Source organism: Endozoicomonas sp. ONNA1 (genome assembly GCF_024606325.1).
Taxonomy (GTDB): domain Bacteria; phylum Pseudomonadota; class Gammaproteobacteria; order Pseudomonadales; family Endozoicomonadaceae; genus Endozoicomonas_A.
Genome location: NZ_JAHHPN010000851.1, coordinates 1 through 1,293, shown reverse-complemented (window position 1 = coordinate 1,293; position 1,293 = coordinate 1). Strand labels below are relative to the sequence as shown.

The window sequence follows — 1,293 nt, the reverse complement described above, 5'->3', positions numbered from 1 at the left end:
GCCCCTGAAGGGGCTGGGACGCCGCTGTGCGGCGCCCCACAGCATGGCGTTAAATCACAAGGAGGAATCAAGTGACTACATCTAGCTCTATCGGTGAAGATGCAAATAGCTTCACTGAAACAATACAGAGTATTCCAGAAATTCTTAGCGCTCTTTCTGATGTGCTGTCGACTCCATTGGGATGGCTTATTGTACTAGGTCTTTTTTTGTGGCTCATAGTGAATAAAGATTTTTCACATTTGTTTGATCTTGCTGAAAGGAAGAAAAAAAATCAACTTAGAGATATTGAGACTTATGTTACGAACAAAGATGCTGCCTGTGATGATTCAATGTCTGTGATAAAAGACTTTCGTGATGCATACTATTTTAAAGTTGCTACAGGAATATATGCAGAACAAAAATTAAGGGAGTCACTAATCGAATTGCATAGAATAACTTCAAACACTATTAGTTGGGTTGATATTAGAAGAGCTATATCATTTATTCTTGTTGATGAAAATAAAAACATTAAAGTTAGAGATTTTAATTGGTTTGAGAAATTCAGCTATTACTATAACTTTTTTGTTGCATTTCTTTTTGGGTTTACCGCCATATTAGTTCTTATTGCCCTTTTGGTATCAGCAAGTAAAGGGACGCAGCAAATCTTTTTCTGGATAGTATCACTTCTTTTTTGTTTTTGTGTGGCTGTATACTCATTAGCCCAAAACTGGCCCATAGAATCAGCCAAAAAAATTAAAAAGGAACTAAAAAAATAAAGGATAAACAAGTTGATTTGTCAGAAGAGAATGAGTCATAGATTGTGCAATTGTGATTTAACAAGTGCATGGTGTCGCCAGCAAAGCTGGCTGGGACGCCGCCTGCGGCGGCGCCCCACATGCAGGCGTTATGTGGCTCATCAAATTTGGAATGAACAATGAAAAAAATGTGGACAATTGATATTAAAAATAAAAAATTCCTGCCATGTACTGAAAAGGTTGAATCAATCAAGTGGCATAAATCAGTTTTCAAAGGATATGGTGAAGGAATAGTTGATTGTGGTGGTGCTCAAGAACTTGCTGATTTATCCGGCTGGAATGAAGTAAATGATATACATGAATTTATAAAAGCAGATCCAAACTTATTTTTTGATACTCCATCAGCTATTTGGTGTTACACAGGAAAAGTTGGCGAGGCAGCTGATTTTGTTGGTTTCAAAAATGAGTCGGTATTAATAGGTGAAATTAAGTGGCAAGAGGGTTGGTCAAAAAGGCTTAGAAAACAAATACCCTGCTATATCAGCCCTCAACTATGGTC

At 37.3% G+C, this 1,293-nt stretch carries 2 protein-coding genes; both read left to right on the top strand.

Annotation, left to right across the window (positions count from 1 at the left end; translation table 11 throughout):
* The first annotated feature begins 71 nt into the window (after nt 1-71).
* Nucleotides 72-755, top strand: a complete 684-nt coding sequence (locus KDK19_RS19950) for a hypothetical protein (protein WP_257292716.1) — start codon at nt 72-74, stop codon at nt 753-755.
* Nucleotides 756-913: 158 nt separating this feature from the next.
* Nucleotides 914-1,293: hypothetical protein (locus KDK19_RS19945; protein ID WP_257292715.1), on the top strand; the 380-nt coding region annotated here is incomplete at its 3' end.